The organism is Bacillus sp. (in: firmicutes) (assembly GCF_031983925.1).
Taxonomy (GTDB): Bacteria; Bacillota; Bacilli; order Bacillales; family Bacillaceae_G; genus Bacillus_A; species Bacillus_A pacificus.
The window spans coordinates 496,856-512,354 of sequence record NZ_DALYZR010000001.1; the positions used below are offsets into that span (position 1 = coordinate 496,856).

At 36.7% G+C, this 15,499-nt stretch carries 15 protein-coding genes and 2 other annotated features (1 of these 17 only partly in view); of the genes, 12 read left to right on the forward strand and 3 right to left on the reverse strand.

Features of this window, described 5'->3' with window-relative positions; genetic code table 11:
• Positions 1 to 107: a binding site (T-box leader), on the forward strand (it extends 139 nt beyond the left edge of the window).
• Between the two features lie 62 nt (positions 108 to 169).
• Positions 170 to 409, forward strand: a binding site (T-box leader).
• 153 nt (positions 410 to 562) lie between these two features.
• From ilvE to ilvA, 6 genes are read left to right on the forward strand one after another with little or no spacing between them, the layout of a single operon-like run.
• Positions 563 to 1,462, forward strand: coding sequence for a branched-chain-amino-acid transaminase (gene ilvE, locus RTP99_RS02690; protein ID WP_000528130.1), 900 nt, complete (start codon positions 563 to 565; stop codon positions 1,460 to 1,462).
• A gap of 22 nt (positions 1,463 to 1,484) precedes the next feature.
• Positions 1,485 to 3,200 carry an acetolactate synthase large subunit gene (gene ilvB, locus RTP99_RS02695; protein ID WP_000813479.1) on the forward strand — a complete coding sequence of 572 codons (1,716 nt, stop codon included), beginning with the start codon at positions 1,485 to 1,487 and terminating at the stop codon, positions 3,198 to 3,200.
• Positions 3,197 to 3,427, forward strand: a complete 231-nt coding sequence (locus RTP99_RS02700) for an ACT domain-containing protein (RefSeq protein ID WP_000019916.1) — start codon at positions 3,197 to 3,199, stop codon at positions 3,425 to 3,427. Before ilvB ends, RTP99_RS02700 begins: the two co-directional genes overlap by 4 nt.
• A 14-nt stretch (positions 3,428 to 3,441) precedes the next feature.
• Positions 3,442 to 4,449, forward strand: a complete 1,008-nt coding sequence (gene ilvC / locus RTP99_RS02705; RefSeq protein ID WP_000861128.1) for a ketol-acid reductoisomerase — start codon at positions 3,442 to 3,444, stop codon at positions 4,447 to 4,449.
• Between the two features lie 46 nt (positions 4,450 to 4,495).
• Positions 4,496 to 6,169 carry a dihydroxy-acid dehydratase gene (ilvD, locus tag RTP99_RS02710; RefSeq protein ID WP_001255810.1) on the forward strand — a complete coding sequence of 558 codons (1,674 nt, stop codon included), beginning with the start codon at positions 4,496 to 4,498 and terminating at the stop codon, positions 6,167 to 6,169.
• A 31-nt stretch (positions 6,170 to 6,200) separates the two neighbouring features.
• On the forward strand, positions 6,201 to 7,463 hold the full coding sequence (gene ilvA / locus RTP99_RS02715; RefSeq protein ID WP_000250332.1) for a threonine ammonia-lyase IlvA: 1,263 nt from the start codon (positions 6,201 to 6,203) through the stop codon (positions 7,461 to 7,463).
• A gap of 79 nt (positions 7,464 to 7,542) precedes the next feature.
• On the opposite strand, the gene RTP99_RS02720 is transcribed toward ilvA, so the two are convergent.
• Both RTP99_RS02720 and RTP99_RS02725 read right to left on the reverse strand, forming a co-directional pair.
• The gene (locus RTP99_RS02720; RefSeq protein ID WP_000910223.1) at positions 7,543 to 7,770 is read right to left on the reverse strand and encodes a hypothetical protein; all 228 of its coding nucleotides are present in this window, start codon (positions 7,768 to 7,770) and stop codon (positions 7,543 to 7,545) included.
• A 52-nt stretch (positions 7,771 to 7,822) separates the two neighbouring features.
• On the reverse strand, positions 7,823 to 8,926 hold the full coding sequence (locus RTP99_RS02725; RefSeq protein ID WP_000854506.1) for a CapA family protein: 1,104 nt from the start codon (positions 8,924 to 8,926) through the stop codon (positions 7,823 to 7,825).
• 212 nt (positions 8,927 to 9,138) lie between these two features.
• On the opposite strand from RTP99_RS02725, the gene RTP99_RS02730 reads away from it, so the two are divergent.
• The 3 genes from RTP99_RS02730 to RTP99_RS02740 all read left to right on the forward strand — a co-directional run bounded on the left by RTP99_RS02730 (position 9,139) and on the right by RTP99_RS02740 (position 12,108).
• Entirely contained in the window at positions 9,139 to 9,855 is a 717-nt protein-coding gene (locus RTP99_RS02730) for a DUF554 domain-containing protein (protein WP_000236008.1), read from the forward strand.
• Positions 9,856 to 9,873: 18 nt separating this feature from the next.
• Positions 9,874 to 10,725, forward strand: a complete 852-nt coding sequence (locus RTP99_RS02735) for a GNAT family N-acetyltransferase (protein ID WP_000390879.1) — start codon at positions 9,874 to 9,876, stop codon at positions 10,723 to 10,725.
• 168 nt (positions 10,726 to 10,893) lie between these two features.
• Positions 10,894 to 12,108, forward strand: a complete 1,215-nt coding sequence (locus RTP99_RS02740; RefSeq protein ID WP_000179308.1) for a multidrug efflux MFS transporter — start codon at positions 10,894 to 10,896, stop codon at positions 12,106 to 12,108.
• A gap of 50 nt (positions 12,109 to 12,158) precedes the next feature.
• On the opposite strand, the gene RTP99_RS02745 is transcribed toward RTP99_RS02740, so the two are convergent.
• Positions 12,159 to 12,920: a DODA-type extradiol aromatic ring-opening family dioxygenase gene (locus RTP99_RS02745; RefSeq protein WP_000982923.1), complete on the reverse strand. Its 762-nt coding sequence runs from the start codon at positions 12,918 to 12,920 to the stop codon at positions 12,159 to 12,161.
• 204 nt (positions 12,921 to 13,124) lie between these two features.
• Between RTP99_RS02745 and RTP99_RS02750 the strand changes: the two genes are divergently transcribed.
• The 3 genes from RTP99_RS02750 to RTP99_RS02760 all read left to right on the forward strand — a co-directional run bounded on the left by RTP99_RS02750 (position 13,125) and on the right by RTP99_RS02760 (position 15,434).
• Positions 13,125 to 14,048: an alpha/beta hydrolase gene (locus RTP99_RS02750; RefSeq protein WP_001102608.1), complete on the forward strand. Its 924-nt coding sequence runs from the start codon at positions 13,125 to 13,127 to the stop codon at positions 14,046 to 14,048.
• Between the two features lie 54 nt (positions 14,049 to 14,102).
• On the forward strand, positions 14,103 to 14,708 hold the full coding sequence (locus RTP99_RS02755; RefSeq protein WP_001288920.1) for a pentapeptide repeat-containing protein: 606 nt from the start codon (positions 14,103 to 14,105) through the stop codon (positions 14,706 to 14,708).
• An 81-nt stretch (positions 14,709 to 14,789) separates the two neighbouring features.
• A complete protein-coding gene (locus RTP99_RS02760; protein ID WP_000389708.1) occupies positions 14,790 to 15,434 on the forward strand; it encodes a LytTR family DNA-binding domain-containing protein in 645 nt (214 codons plus the stop codon).
• Positions 15,435 to 15,499 lie beyond the last annotated feature (65 nt).

A 15,499-nucleotide genomic window follows, 5' to 3' on the forward strand; every position in this document is an offset into this window, starting at 1 on the left:
GGCATCGTCTCCGGTAAAAGGACGGGGGTCTAATTGGACCTACAGAGCTTATATTTCGCGAGAAGTATAAGGAAGCTGAGTGGTAACGCGAAACTCTCGCCTCAGCAATCAAAGCTACTAAATTGTAGTAGTTGATTGCTGAGGCGAGAGTTTTTATTTTTAAAAATAAGAGAATGCGTAGAAGAGGAGAGTAAATGATAAAAATTGTTTCAGAGAGCTACCCAGATGCTGTGAGGGTGGCAACAATTTCATCATTGAAGATCACCTCGGAGCACTACTTTTGAAAACTAGTAAAAAGTAGCGGAGTTGTTTCCGATAGAAAAACAAAAGTCTAATTGGACTTGCAGAGCTTATATTTCGTGAGAAGTGTAAGGAAGCTGAGTGGTACCACGATTCCCTCGTCTCAGCAATGGATCGCTACAAGTATGTATGTAATCGATTGTTGAGACGAGTATATTTTTAAGGTTTATATACTGAATATTCTGTTAAAAAACACTCATCTCAGCAATCGATATAGAAATAGATTGCAAAAATAGAGAGAAAAAAAGAGGAGCGATGTGAGATGGGAAATCAGTACATTTATATGAATGGGGAATTTGTAGAAAAAGAAAAGGCAGTTGTTTCAGTATATGATCACGGTTTTTTATACGGAGACGGTGTATTTGAAGGGATTCGTAGTTACGGTGGAAATGTATTTTGTTTAAAAGAACATGTAAAACGATTATATGAATCGGCAAAATCTATTTTACTTACAATCCCGCTGACGGTTGACGAAATGGAAGAAGCGGTTTTACAGACACTTCAAAAAAATGAGTATGCAGATGCTTATATTCGGTTAATTGTTTCAAGAGGAAAAGGGGACTTAGGGCTCGATCCGAGAAGTTGTGTGAAACCGAGCGTTATTATCATTGCAGAACAATTAAAGTTATTCCCACAGGAATTTTACGATAATGGATTAAGCGTTGTATCTGTTGCATCAAGACGTAATACACCAGATGCATTAGACCCACGCATTAAGTCGATGAACTACTTAAATAACGTACTTGTAAAAATTGAAGCGGCACAAGCAGGAGTGCTAGAGGCTCTTATGTTAAATCAACAAGGATATGTTTGTGAAGGATCTGGAGATAATGTTTTCGTTGTGAAAGATGGAAAAGTATTAACCCCGCCATCCTATTTAGGAGCATTAGAAGGTATTACAAGAAATAGTGTTATTGAGCTATGTGAACGACTGAATATTCCGTGTGAGGAAAGACCATTCACTCGCCATGACGTATATGTAGCAGATGAAGTGTTTTTAACAGGAACGGCAGCGGAGTTAATTCCAGTTGTAAAAGTTGATTCAAGAGAAATTGGAGATGGGAAACCAGGAAGTGTAACGAAACAATTGACCGAAGAATTTAAAAAATTAACGAGAGAAAGAGGAGTACGTGTCCCCGGGCTGACGGAAAGCTTAGCATAAATAAAGAGAGGAGTTAATTGAAATGAAGCAGCAGTATACAGCGTATGAGAAGTTACAGTATGAAGAAATGACAGGCGCTGGGCACGTGATTCAATGTTTGAAGAAATTGGGTGTAACGACTGTTTTCGGTTATCCGGGTGGAGCGATTTTGCCAGTATACGATGCGTTATACGGAAGTGGTTTGAAGCACGTTTTAACTCGTCATGAACAAGCTGCCATTCATGCGGCAGAAGGATATGCGAGAGCTTCTGGAAAGGTCGGGGTAGTCTTTGCTACCTCTGGCCCAGGGGCGACGAATTTAGTTACGGGTTTAGCGGATGCTTATATGGATTCGATTCCTTTAGTTGTCATTACAGGGCAAGTTGCAAAGTCTTTAATTGGTAAAGATGGATTTCAAGAAGCGGATGTTGTTGGAATCACAGTACCTGTTACGAAGCATAATTACCAAATTCGTGATGTGAATCATTTATCACGCATCGTACAAGAAGCTTTTTACATCGCCGAAAGCGGGCGGCCGGGGCCGGTATTAATTGATATTCCAAAAGATATTCAAAATGAAAATGTAACAAGTTTTTACAATGAAGTGATTGAGATTCCAGGGTACAAACTAGAGCCTATGCCAGACAGTATGAAACTGAAAGAGGTAGCTAAAGAAATTTCAAAAGCGAAACGCCCACTTCTTTATATTGGAGGAGGTGTCATTCATTCAGGTGGATCTGATGAACTTATCAAATTTGCGAGAGAAAATCGTATTCCAGTCGTGTCAACTTTAATGGGACTAGGTGCATATCCGCCGGGAGATTCATTATTTTTAGGAATGCTCGGTATGCATGGAACGTACGCTGCAAATATGGCAGTAACAGAATGTGACTTATTACTTGCTTTAGGTGTTCGCTTTGATGATCGTGTAACAGGAAAATTAGAACTCTTTTCTCCCTATTCAAAAAAGGTACATATTGATATAGATCCTTCGGAGTTTCATAAAAATGTAACTGTGGAATATCCAGTTGTTGGGGATGTGAAAAAAGCGTTACACATGTTGTTACATATGCCGATTTGTACACAGACGGATGAATGGCTTACGAAAACCGAGGAATGGAAAGCAGAATACCCTCTTTCCTATAATCAAAAAGAAAGTGATTTAAAACCGCAGCATGTTATTAGCTTAGTAAGTGAATTAACGAATGGTGAAGCGATTGTTACGACAGAAGTAGGACAGCATCAAATGTGGGCTGCGCATTTTTATAAAGCGAAAAATCCACGAACTTTTCTCACATCTGGCGGACTAGGAACGATGGGGTTTGGTTTCCCGGCGGCAATTGGTGCTCAGCTTGCGAAAGAAGAAGAACTCGTCATTTGTATTGCGGGTGATGCTTCTTTTCAAATGAATATTCAAGAACTACAAACAATTGCTGAAAATAACATCCCTGTAAAAGTATTTATTATAAACAATAAATTTTTAGGGATGGTAAGGCAATGGCAAGAAATGTTTTATGAAAATCGTTTATCAGAATCAAAAATTGGATCGCCAGATTTTGTGAAAGTGGCAGAAGCTTATGGAGTGAAGGGGTTAAGGGCTACAAATTCAATAGAGGCGAAACAAGTGATGTTAGAAGCAATTGCTCATGAAGGTCCTGTCGTAGTTGATTTTTGTGTAGAAGAAGGTGAAAACGTATTTCCGATGGTTCCGCCAAATAAAGGGAATAACGAAATGATTATGAAGAGGTGGGAAGAATGAGTCATACTTTTTCACTCGTTATTCATAACGAGCCAAGCGTCTTATTACGTATAAGTGGGATTTTTGCTCGGCGTGGCTATTATATTTCTTCTTTACATTTAAACGAAAGAGATACTAGTGGCGTTTCTGAAATGAAACTCACAGCAGTTTGTACTGAAAATGAAGCGACATTACTCGTTAGTCAGTTGAAAAAATTAATTGATGTACTGCAAGTAAATAAATTATAAGGAGTGTATCGAATATGAAAACGTATTATGAAAAAGATGCAAATGTAGAGTTATTAAAAGGGAAAACAGTTGCGGTAATTGGTTATGGATCTCAAGGTCATGCGCAGGCACAAAATTTACGTGATTCTGGTGTGGAAGTTGTAGTTGGTGTTCGACCAGGTAAGTCTTTTGAAGTAGCAAAAACAGATGGATTTGAAGTAATGTCTGTTTCAGAAGCAGTTCGAACCGCGCAAGTTGTACAAATGTTACTGCCAGATGAACAGCAAGCACATGTGTATAAAGCAGGGGTAGAAGAGAATCTCCGTGAAGGGCAAATGTTACTTTTCTCACATGGATTTAATATTCACTTCGGACAAATTAATCCGCCAAGTTACGTAGATGTAGCGATGGTCGCGCCAAAAAGTCCAGGACATCTCGTTCGCCGTGTATTTCAAGAAGGAAATGGTGTTCCGGCGTTAGTCGCAGTACATCAAGATGCAACGGGCACCGCATTACATGTAGCACTTGCGTATGCAAAAGGTGTAGGGTGTACACGTGCAGGTGTAATTGAAACGACATTCCAAGAAGAAACAGAGACGGATTTGTTTGGTGAGCAAACGGTACTTTGCGGAGGTGTAACTGCACTTGTGAAAGCTGGTTTTGAAACGTTAACAGAAGGCGGATATCGCCCTGAAATTGCATACTTCGAATGTTTACATGAATTAAAGTTAATTGTTGATTTAATGTACGAAGGTGGTTTAACGAACATGCGCCATTCTATTTCCGATACGGCAGAGTTCGGAGATTATGTAACAGGATCGAGAATTGTTACAGATGAAACGAAGAAAGAAATGAAACGAGTACTTACAGAAATTCAGCAAGGTGAATTCGCGAAGAAATGGATTTTAGAAAACCAAGCTGGGCGTCCAACGTATAATGCGATGAAAAAAGCAGAGCAAAATCATCAGTTAGAAAAAGTAGGGGCTGAGCTTCGTGAAATGATGAGCTGGATTGATGCACCGAAAGAATTAGTAAAGAAATAGAGTAATAGATTGCAAGTGAAAAATACGTAAGAGGGGATTTGACAAGATGAGAAGTGACATGATTAAAAAAGGTTTTGATAAAGCGCCGCATCGTAGTTTATTAAAAGCAACTGGTTTAAAAGATGAAGATTTTGATAAACCGTTTATAGCAATCTGTAATTCTTTTATTGAAATTATTCCAGGTCATAAGCACTTAAATGAGTTTGGGAAACTTGTTAAAGAAGCAGTGCGTGCAGCAGGTATGGTTCCATTTGAATTTAATACAATTGGAGTAGATGACGGTATTGCGATGGGGCATATCGGTATGCGTTATTCGCTTCCGAGTCGTGAAATTATTGCAGATTCAGTAGAAACGGTTGTAAATGCCCATTGGTTTGATGGTATGATTTGTATTCCAAACTGTGACAAAATCACACCTGGTATGATGATGGCGGCACTTCGTATTAACATTCCAACTGTTTTTGTTTCAGGTGGTCCGATGGCGGCCGGGAAAACATCTAAAGGAGAAGTTGTCGATTTAAGTTCTGTGTTCGAAGGAGTAGGAGCATATCAATCTGGGAAAATTTCAGAAGAAGAATTAAAGGATATTGAAGATCATGGCTGTCCATCTTGTGGTTCTTGTTCTGGTATGTTTACAGCGAATTCTATGAATTGTTTATGTGAAGTATTAGGTTTAGCTCTTCCTGGTAACGGTAGTATTTTAGCTATTGATCCAAGACGCGAAGAATTAATTAAACAAGCAGCAGAGAAATTAAAGATTTTAATTGAAAGAGATATTAAACCGAGAGACATCGTAACAGAAGAAGCAATTGATGATGCGTTCGCGCTTGATATGGCGATGGGCGGTTCAACAAATACAGTGTTACATACATTAGCACTCGCACATGAGGCAGGACTAGATTATGATATGAGCCGTATTGATGCCGTTTCAAGGCGTGTACCACATTTATGTAAAGTAAGCCCTGCTTCCAATTGGCATATGGAAGATATTGATCGTGCAGGCGGGATTAGTGCAATTTTGAAAGAGATGAGCCGAAAAGAAGGAGTACTTCATTTAGATCGTATTACTGCTACGGGGCAAACATTAAGAGAAAATATTGCTCATGCAGAGATTAAAGATAAGGAAGTTATTCATTCTCTTGAAAACCCTCATAGTGAAGAAGGGGGATTACGTATATTAAAAGGAAACCTCGCGAAAGATGGAGCAGTTATTAAAAGCGGAGCAACTGAAGTAAAACGATTTGAAGGACCATGCGTTATTTTTAATTCACAAGATGAGGCTCTTGCGGGTATTATGCTTGGGAAAGTGAAGAAAGGAGATGTAGTTGTTATTCGTTATGAAGGACCAAGAGGCGGTCCTGGTATGCCGGAAATGTTAGCACCAACGTCAGCAATTGCTGGCATGGGATTAGGTGCAGATGTTGCGCTATTAACGGATGGTCGTTTCTCTGGTGCTTCACGTGGTATTTCGGTAGGGCATATTTCACCAGAAGCAGCTGCGGGCGGGACGATTGCACTTCTTGAACAAGGGGATATCGTTTGTATCGATGTTGAGGAAAGGTTGTTAGAAGTAAGAGTGAGTGACGAAGAATTAGATAAGCGTAAAAAAGAATGGAAACGACCAGAACCGAAAGTGAAAACGGGCTGGCTTGGGCGTTATGCACAAATGGTAACATCGGCGAATACAGGTGCAGTCTTAAAAGTCCCGAATTTTGATTGAGCTAATTAAAAAGAGATAAGGATGATATGAAATGGTGCAAAAGGTAAAGGAGAGAGTGAAAATTGAAGATATCTTAATGGCTCATAATTGCATGAAAGATATCGTTATTAAAACACCGTTACAACGTGATACAGTTTTATCTGAGAAATATGATTGTGACGTTTATGTAAAACGAGAAGATTTACAATTGATTCGCTCTTTCAAAATTCGTGGTGCGTACAATTTAATTCAAAGCTTACCGAAAGAACAATTACAAAACGGTGTTGTTTGCGCAAGCGCTGGTAATCACGCACAAGGGGTAGCTTTTACGTGTAATTTATTGAAGATTCCGTCAAAAATCTTTATGCCAACAACGACGCCGAAACAAAAAGTATCGCAAGTACAATTTTTCGGTGGTGATTTCGCAGAGATTGTATTAGTTGGTGATACATTCGATAGCTCTTTTCAAGAAGCACAGCGTTATTGTGAAGAAAATAGAATGACGTTTGTTCATCCATTTGATGATCCGTATGTGGTTGCTGGTCAAGGAACAGTGGCAGTTGAAATTATGCATGATATGGAGAAACCAGTGGATTATATCTTTACAGCAATTGGCGGCGGTGGATTAGCATCAGGTGTTGGTACATATGTGAAAGGTGTTAGTCCTGCTACAAAGGTTATTGGGGTAGAGCCAATGGGAGCAGCATCTATGAAAGAGGCTTTTCTTCAAAACGATAATGTCGCATTGGAGAAAATAGATAGTTTTGTTGATGGAGCAGCAGTTAAAAAGGTAGGAAAGTTAACATTTGAAACGTGTAAAGATGTAATTGATGACATCGTTTTAGTACCAGAAGGAAAGGTTTGTACGACGATTTTAGAACTGTATAAGAAAAATGCGATTGTAGCAGAGCCTGCTGGTGCACTTTCTATTGCCGCACTTGATCTATACAAGGATGAAATTCAAGGTAAAACAGTTGTATGCACATTAAGCGGTGGAAATAACGATATTGATAGAATGCAAGAGATGAAAGAACGTTCTCTCATTTACGAAGGATTAAAACATTATTTCATCATTGAATTCCCGCAGCGTTCAGGTGCGCTAAGAGAATTTCTTGATAAAGGATTAGGACCAGAAGATGATATTACGCGCTTTGAGTATATTAAGAAACATAATAAGGAAAATGGTCCAGCGTTAGTCGGAGTAGAGTTAAAACATAAAGAAGATTACGCGCAGTTAATTACCCGTTTTAAAGAAAATAACATTCAATTTATGGAGCTTAATAAAAATCCTGTTTTGTTTGATTTACTTATTTAATAGAAAGAAAGAGTTAGCATCCAAATAAAAAAGATAGATACAAGCAATGGAAATGCTGCTTGTTCTATCTTTTTTATAGTTAAACTATATACTTTCCATATTCAAGAAGGATAAAGCTAGTTAACCAAAAGAGTATCGCAATGCGAATAATTACATACATAGTAAATTCAAAGGTAGTAAGTTTTCGCTCGCGTTTTATTTTTTTTAGAAGTCTAACAGAGAAAAATGAACATAAAAGTAGAACGGCTATAGATATTTTATAAATGTTTTCTAACAAACTTACATTTTCTAATAAATCTTTCAGCATGTTCATCACCTATTCTGTAAAGTATGTTACAGAGAAATAGATCTTGCGTTGTCTAGTTTCGTTTGTTTTTTATGTTCCCTGTATCATCAATGTCTACATCAGTTGAAATTGTTTGTAAGTATTGTAGAGCTTTTCTCTTTTCTTCCTCATTTACAGGGGAAACTTGATTGTTACGGATGATATAAGGATTGAATGACATTTGGACATCCTTTCCTTTAAAAGTTAAAGTTAATACGCCAGTTTCGGCACTTTTTCCGTTCACATAACTTGGGAATAAAAAGTTACCTAATGAATAAGCGATAGGAACTTTATTATAATACTCAAATCCTTGTAACCAATGCGGGTGACTCCCGACAATCGCGTCAGCCCCTGCTTCAACCATTTTAGGTACATATTGTTTTTGGTATTCTACAGGACGATTTGATTTCTCAACGCCCCAATGCATATAGACGATTAAATAGTCTGCGTCTTTCTTTTGTTCTTTAATTGTTTTTGTTACGAGATTTAAATCATACCCATTCGCAACACCAGGTTTATTGTCACCAGCTACCCAATTCGTATCAGGCATAAATCGAACGAAGGAAAGAAATTTGAATTTTTTTCCTTTTACAGTCATTTCTCGTGCTGTATATGCATCTTTTGCATTTTTTCCGGCTCCGATATAAGGGAACTTTAATTTTTCTACATGAGAGATTGTATCTAATAATCCATCTTGCCCATAATCAAGTGTATGGTTATTCCCGATATTTACGATGTCATAACCGGTGTTTTTTATAGCTTGAAGCGTGGATGGATCACTTTTAATCCAAAACAGTTGTCCTGGAGCTTTCTTTTCTCTCGTTGTAAATGCTGACTCTAAATTAACGAAAGAAATATCAGCTTTTGTTATTTCTTCTTTTACATGTTGGAATGGATAATCAGCCCCGTTTTTTTCGATTACCGGACGTAATTGCCAATCGAACATTGTATCACCAGAAAAGGTGAGGGTAATTTCCGGGTTTTCTATTTTCTTCTCGCTCGTTGAAGCAGTTTTGCTAGATTTGTTTTGGAAATCGGGTTTGTCTTTCGCTTTTGAAGTAAAAGAGTGGTTAATTAATACAACAATTGGCGTAATGCAAAAGGCTATTAACAAAAATCGTTTTAGTAAAGTTTTCATAAATACCTTCCCTTTTGAGTTTATCCCGCAATTCAATTAGCAATGAGTCTACAAAAAAGTAATTGGTTTATGTACAGATATAAAAAATGCGGTTTATGCAGTGGAAAACATTTGTTAATATTCTCAATATTAAGTTAACATATAGATAACCTGTAAATCAATGAATAAACCAAAATATAGAAATAAAGAATTTGAAGGGTGAAGAATGAGAAATGGTTATATTAGGAGCAGTTGTAAATGGAATTTGCATTATATGTGGTACTTTACTAGGTAAATTATTTAGTAGAATTCCAGAAAGTATGAAGGGAACAATTATGCATGCAATCGGTTTAGCGGTTACTGTACTTGGACTTCAAATGGCATTGAAAAGTGAAAATTTTCTTGTTGTCATACTAAGTTTAGTAATTGGTACCGTTATCGGGGAATGGTTACAATTAGAGGGAAAGTTAAAACAGTTAGGAGATTGGCTAGAAAATAAAGTTGGATCGAAAGGGAAAGGGAGTATATCAGAAGGTTTTGTAACAGCTACTTTAATATTTGCAATTGGTGCGATGGGTATACTTGGTGCACTCGACAGTGGGATTCGCGGAAATCACGATATTTTATTTACAAAGGCAATTATCGATGGATTTATTTCTATTATATTAACGACAACTCTAGGGATTGGCGTAGTATTTTCAGCGATTCCAGTAATTTTATATGAAGGTGGCATCGCAGTTTTTGCAACACAAATTAATAGTTTGGTCCCGAAAGAATTAATGAATCAATTTATAGTAGAAATGACAGCTACAGGTGGTATTATGATAGCCGCTATCGGATTGAACTTACTTAGTATTATTAAAATTAAAGTGGCAAATTTACTGCCAGGTATATTGATAGTTGGAATCATTGTTTCACTTATTTATGGTTACGGTTTAATAGTAAAGTAGTAGGGGATGAAGGTACATATGGAGGAATTTCAATTTACAAAACGTGTTCATAACATATTGAAGATTGCAGCAGAAGAGGGAGAAAGTAATATCATTCAACCAGTTCATTTATTTATTGGCATGTGTAAAGAAGGTACTGGCGTATGCAGCGAGTTGTATATGTATTTGTTTCGTAACGTGGGGACGGATTTTTTAGAAAAACTTTCATTACGAAAACAAGACGATTTAACGGATCAAGAGTATGAAAAAATAGGGCAATATAAGGTATCTTATAAGGTGCTAGAAATTTTACAAATAGCGAAGAAACGTATGGAACGTTTTCAGCAAGTATTAATGAACGAAGGACATGTTATATATGCACTCTTTCGCGCGGATACGTTTATTGAAAATCCACAAATACAAAAAGAGATATTACGTATTGTAGAAGAGCCAAGAGATTTAGCGGTTGATTTAAAATGTTTTGTTCCTGCTTATACTCATTTAACTTGTCATGTTAGAAAGGCTAACTCTTCTGATTTTGGGAAATTAGTAAGTTTTGTTAGTGAGGAATTTGGTGAACGTTGGTTACATTCGATAGAGTACGGATTTCGTACATATAAAGAAAATGTACCTATTTATATAGCAGAACAAAAAGAAGTGATAGTAGGTTTCGCTTGTTATGACGTAGTGAGAGGAAAGAAAGGATTGTTTGGTCCAATGGGCACGGCGAAACAAAATCGTGTGAAAAGTGTAGGGAAGCAATTGTTACATTGTAGTCTGCATAGTATGAAGCAAGATGGATATGAATATGCAATTATTGGACAAGCAGGTCCGGTAGAGTTTTATGAGAGATGTTGTAATGCGCGTTTAATACCAATCATGGATTATTAACCAACTTCATTTAGGTGGAGTTGGTTTTATTATGAAAATAATGTAGAGATGTAGTGATTCTTATTAGAAAATAGCGGGTTTTGTAGTAAATTTTACATATAAAGCAAATTACTAAACTTTTTACAAGAAAGGGTGTAGAATGGGTATCTAAAGAAAGAAGGTGTGAAAATGGCCAGCTGGAAACGAAATTTAATGATTTGTTGGCTAGGTTGTTTTACCACTGCAGCCGGTATGAGTTTAGTAATTCCTTTTTTATCTTTTTATATTGAGGAATTAGGTGTGACTGGCACTTCTAGTATTGCACAGTGGTCGGGACTTGCATTTGGTGTAACATTTTTAATGGGTGCGATCGTATCACCAATATGGGGAAAGCTTGGTGATATACATGGACGGAAATTGATGCTAATTCGTGCTAGCCTTGGTATGGCGATTATTATGACGCTTATGGGGTTTGTAACGGATGTATATCAATTAGTCGCACTAAGATTTTTAATGGGAGCAGTATCTGGTTTCCTTTCAACCGCGATGACATTTATTGCAGCAGAAACTCCGAAAGAACATTCAGGTTGGGCAATTTCTACAATTTCAACTGGTGGCGTGAGCGGTTCTTTACTTGGTCCATTACTTGGAGGATATTTGTCTGAGTTAATTGGAATGCGCCATGTTTTTCTTGTTACAGGAGCTTTTTTATTCCTTTCCTTTCTCATCGTTTTTTTCTTCTTACATGAAGAAAATCACTCTGCTCAAGCAAAAAAAGTACAAACGAAAAAAGTATGGACGATGGTTCCAGCTAAGCATTTAATTATTAGTTTGTTTGTAACAACATTTATTATTCAACTTGCTAATATGTCTGTTCAGCCAATCGTTACATTATACGTGAAAAATTTAGTTGGTCCTCAAACTGCGCATATTGAAACAATTGCGGGCGCTGTTATGTCAGCGACAGGATTAGCTGTTATTTTGGCAGCACCAAGACTCGGACGATTATCAGATCATATCGGTCCTCAAAAAACGTTAGTTGTAGCGTTGTTTGCTGCAGGAATTATTTTTATTCCACAAGCATTTGTAACCTCAGCTTGGCAACTATTAATTCTTCGATTTTTATTAGGTATCGCACAAGCAGGATTATTACCTTCCGTACAAACTCTACTAAAACAACATACACCAACCCATGTAACGGGGCGAATATTTGGGTATAATCAATCGTTTCAGTTTTTAGGAAATATGATTGGACCAATACTTGGTGGACAAATTGCAGCGCATGCTGGTTTCCAATATGTTTTCTTCTCTACATCATCACTATTGTTTATTGCATGCATTTGGGTTTATTTTCATAATAAGAACGAAGAGGTATCAGAGAAACGACATTTGGAAGTTAGTTAACTAAGTGAAAGAAAAAAGGATGAAGCAATGAATGCTTCATCCTTTTTTCTTTAAAATTGGAGACAAAGATAACTTAATGTACCAAGCTCGTAACTGCGATGAATGACTTCACCGCTATTTTCACCACTTCCCATAGCGATAAATAAAGGTACAAAATGCTCTGCTCTTGGTACTGCTAATTGTGCATGAGGGGCATTTTTCTCCCAATTAAATAATGCATCTTTATCAGCAGCCTGCATATGTTTAATAATCCAATCATCAAATTCAATTGCCCATTGTTCGGGCGTAGTTTGATTCCATTTCAGTGCTCGTAAGTTATGAACGGTAACACCACTACCGATTACTAAAATATCTTCCTGTCCAAGTCCTTTTAATGCTTCTCCAATCTTAAATTGTTCTTTTGCAGAAAGGAATGGATTTACTGATATTTGGACGACAGGAATATTTGCTTCTGGATACATGCGATGCAAGAGTGTCCATGAGCCATGATCTAAACCTCTCGTCATATTATGATGGACTGGAATACCTTTGTTTTTAAACTTTGTTTCTAACATGGATGCAATGCTAGAAGAACCTTTTGCACGATATTTAATTTCGTATAACTCTGGAGGAAAACCTCCAAAATCATAAATTGTTTCATATTCGTTATCTGATGAGGAAATCGTTAATACTTCACTTTCCCAGTGAGCAGTGAAAATAACAATTGCTTTCGGTTTATACGTTTCTCCAAGTATTTTTAAAAAACTTGTATAATCTGTATCTTGAATAGCGAGCATTGGTGAACCATGTGCTAAAAATAGTGATGGCATCATAGTAGAAACCTCCTAAAAATATAATGATTACTTTATGTAAGTAACTATATAATTTTATGTCGTTTTCGTCAACAGAAATAGTTTGACAGCTAATAGGAAAAGGAAGGCATTTGTCATAATGAAAGCAATTGCATATAATACATAATAAGAATAATGAATAGATATTCATTTTTGAGATACATAATAGAGTTGGGGGCTGACGAAATGAACGTACAGGAAAGTTTCGTTACGGCAATGGATGGATCGGAAATTTATTTACGCAAGTGGTTACCAGAAGGTGAACCGAAAGGGATTATTCAAATTGCACATGGTATGACAGAACATGCAGGTGTTTATACAGATTTTATTGCTGCTTTATTAGAAGCAGGCTATGGTGTTTATGCACATGATCATAAAGGCCATGGGAAAACGGTAAAAAGAGAAGAAGATTATGGTCATTTTGAACCAAATGTAGGTTGGAGTAAGGCTGTATCTGATGTTATTTTTGTATCAGAAACGGTAAGAAAAGAGCAGACATGCCCGTTATTTTTACTTGGCCATAGCATGGGTTCTTTTTTATCAAGACGTGCTGTACAACTGAAAGGTGGATTATATGATGGATTCCTTATTTCAGGAACCGGTGGAAACCCAGGGCTTTTAGGAAGTATCGGTCATAAAGTAGCGACAATTGAGATGAAATTACGCGGGGCAAAAACGAAAAGTCCGATGCTAAACTTTTTATCTTTCGGAAATTTCAATTCGCACTTTAAACCAAATCGCACAAAATTTGATTGGCTATCTTCAGATAACAGTCAAGTAGATAAATATATTGCGGATCCATTATGTGGATTCATTTGTACGACTAGTTTTTATCGAGAATTATTTTCTGGTGTGTTAGAAGTAAATAAATTAGAAGAGTTTAAGAAAACACCGCAAAATCTTCCAATACATATTTTTTCAGGAGATTGTGATCCTGTTGGAGATATGGGAAAAGGTGTAAAAGAAGTATATGAAAATTATAAAAAATGTGGCGTGAAAGATGTAACGCTGCGTCTATATGAAAATGGAAGACATGAAATGTTCCATGAAGTGAATAGAGAAGAAGTATTTCAAGATTTGATTTCTTGGTTAGATGGACATAGTGTATGAGAAGAAACCTCACTTTTTGAAGTGAGGTTTCTTTAAGGATATGGAGGAATAGTTATGAGTGAATTTGTAAATAAAGAATATGTAGAAATAGATTTTCAAGATATTTTGATTAAAGAAGAGGAATTGAAGAATTGTACGTTCATAAAATGCCGTTTTAGAGGGATAGATGCATCGGAAATTTCTACTGAAAATTGTAATTTCATAGAATGTGATTTTACCGGTGCTCTTTTTAACGCTTCTATCCATCAAGGAACTACATTTGCAAATTGCAAGTTTGTTGGTGCGAATTTATTTGTATCAAAGTTTGAAGAATGTAAAATGACTGGCTCTGATTTTGAAGAAGCGAATTTAGACGGAATAACTATCATATCGGGTGATTGGTCATACACGAATTTAAGGTTCGCGAACTTAAGCAAACAAATGTTAAAGGGGATACGTTTAATGGAAGCTGACCTATATGAATGTAATTTAGAAAAAGCAGATTTACGTGAAGCGGATTTAACCGGTGCACAGTTAGGTAAGGCGAAACTTAGCAGTGCAAATTTAAAAGGAGCGATAGTTGATAGAATTGATTTTACAAGTTTCGATTTGAAGAATGTAAAATTAGATATAGCGCAGGCGGTTGCAGTAGCAAGGTGTTATGGAGCTAAGGTGAACTAAATTGTTTGAAAAACCGTTCAAAACGCTGAACGGTTTTTCAAATCATAATAGTAGTATAATAGTGAATGAGGTGTTAATAGAATGGAAGATAAAACATTAGGTTTACTATTAGATGTTGTTGGGGAATTATTTTCAGATGAAATTTCAATTGCTGTATCGAATACGAAAGAATATATATACTATCGGCCGAGTAAACGAATTGATTTAAAGATTAGCGCCGGGGATCCTATAAAGGAAGGAACGATTGCTCATAAAGCAATGGTGACGAACCAAAAAACCTCTGAGTTTATGAATCGTGATGTTTTTGGTATTCCTTATCATGGTATGGCCGTACCATTCTCAAACAATGGAAAGCTTGAAGGGTGCGTGACAGCCATTTATCCAGCTTTAACGGACGGAAAATCAGTCGTTACTTTAAAAACAACGGACGGCTGGATTCCGGTTCCTTTTTCAAAAGTCATGTATTTAGAGGCGAAAGATAAAAAGACGTATGTAAATGCAGAAGAGTTAACAGGGACACATAAATACTCGTTACAAGAATTCGAATATTTACTTCCGAAAGATTCATTTATTAGATGCCACCGTTCCTTTATTGTAAATGTGAATCATATTAAAGCAATTTATCCTGATACGCATTCAACTTTTTTACTTTCTATGGATAATGGTGAAAGGGTACCAGTGAGTCAGTCATATGCTAGTTATTTTCGTAAGCTTCTAGGATTCTAAATTATTCTGCTTTAGAGGTTAGATTCGCTGTTTTGTCTGAATTTTTGCCATTGTATACTGAAATC

What these genes read in the sequence shown, in the direction of transcription:
- ilvE (WP_000528130.1), top strand. Translation starts at nt 563, where the DNA reads ATGGGAAATCAGTACATTTATATGAATGGGGAATTTGTAGAAAAAGAA.
- ilvB (WP_000813479.1), top strand. Translation starts at nt 1,485, where the DNA reads ATGAAGCAGCAGTATACAGCGTATGAGAAGTTACAGTATGAAGAAATG.
- RTP99_RS02700 (WP_000019916.1), top strand. Translation starts at nt 3,197, where the DNA reads ATGAGTCATACTTTTTCACTCGTTATTCATAACGAGCCAAGCGTCTTA.
- ilvC (WP_000861128.1), top strand. Translation starts at nt 3,442, where the DNA reads ATGAAAACGTATTATGAAAAAGATGCAAATGTAGAGTTATTAAAAGGG.
- ilvD (WP_001255810.1), top strand. Translation starts at nt 4,496, where the DNA reads ATGAGAAGTGACATGATTAAAAAAGGTTTTGATAAAGCGCCGCATCGT.
- ilvA (WP_000250332.1), top strand. Translation starts at nt 6,201, where the DNA reads ATGGTGCAAAAGGTAAAGGAGAGAGTGAAAATTGAAGATATCTTAATG.
- RTP99_RS02720 (WP_000910223.1), bottom strand. Translation starts at nt 7,770, where the DNA reads ATGCTGAAAGATTTATTAGAAAATGTAAGTTTGTTAGAAAACATTTAT.
- RTP99_RS02725 (WP_000854506.1), bottom strand. Translation starts at nt 8,926, where the DNA reads ATGAAAACTTTACTAAAACGATTTTTGTTAATAGCCTTTTGCATTACG.
- RTP99_RS02730 (WP_000236008.1), top strand. Translation starts at nt 9,139, where the DNA reads ATGGTTATATTAGGAGCAGTTGTAAATGGAATTTGCATTATATGTGGT.
- RTP99_RS02735 (WP_000390879.1), top strand. Translation starts at nt 9,874, where the DNA reads ATGGAGGAATTTCAATTTACAAAACGTGTTCATAACATATTGAAGATT.
- RTP99_RS02740 (WP_000179308.1), top strand. Translation starts at nt 10,894, where the DNA reads ATGGCCAGCTGGAAACGAAATTTAATGATTTGTTGGCTAGGTTGTTTT.
- RTP99_RS02745 (WP_000982923.1), bottom strand. Translation starts at nt 12,920, where the DNA reads ATGATGCCATCACTATTTTTAGCACATGGTTCACCAATGCTCGCTATT.
- RTP99_RS02750 (WP_001102608.1), top strand. Translation starts at nt 13,125, where the DNA reads ATGAACGTACAGGAAAGTTTCGTTACGGCAATGGATGGATCGGAAATT.
- RTP99_RS02755 (WP_001288920.1), top strand. Translation starts at nt 14,103, where the DNA reads ATGAGTGAATTTGTAAATAAAGAATATGTAGAAATAGATTTTCAAGAT.
- RTP99_RS02760 (WP_000389708.1), top strand. Translation starts at nt 14,790, where the DNA reads ATGGAAGATAAAACATTAGGTTTACTATTAGATGTTGTTGGGGAATTA.